The organism is Citrobacter sp. TBCS-14 (assembly GCF_005280805.1).
Classification (GTDB): domain Bacteria; phylum Pseudomonadota; class Gammaproteobacteria; order Enterobacterales; family Enterobacteriaceae; genus Citrobacter; species Citrobacter gillenii.
In genome coordinates this window covers 1-212 of the sequence record NZ_SZWM01000098.1, presented here as the reverse complement: position 1 = coordinate 212, position 212 = coordinate 1, and the positions used below count along the sequence as shown (strand labels likewise).

At 52.4% G+C, this 212-nt stretch carries 1 protein-coding gene; it reads right to left on the bottom strand.

Annotated features, from left to right (window positions below):
- A partial coding sequence (locus tag FDX22_RS00545; protein ID WP_146716568.1) for a biotin/lipoyl-binding protein occupies positions 1-212 on the bottom strand: 212 nt, incomplete at both ends.

Genomic DNA, 212 nt, shown 5'->3' with positions numbered 1-212 from the left:
GCCTGCGTTTTCGCCAGTTGTTGCTGACGAGAAAGCGTTACGCGCGCCAGTTTCCACTCAGCTTCGGCCTGTAAACGCTGAGCCCGCAGCTCCATGAGCGTCGCTTCTACTTCTTTGATTTGGTTTTGCGCCTGCTCAGGATCGATAACGCCGAGCAACTGATCTTTTTTAACTTTATCGCCGATGGCTACTGACAGCGTTTTTAACTGCCC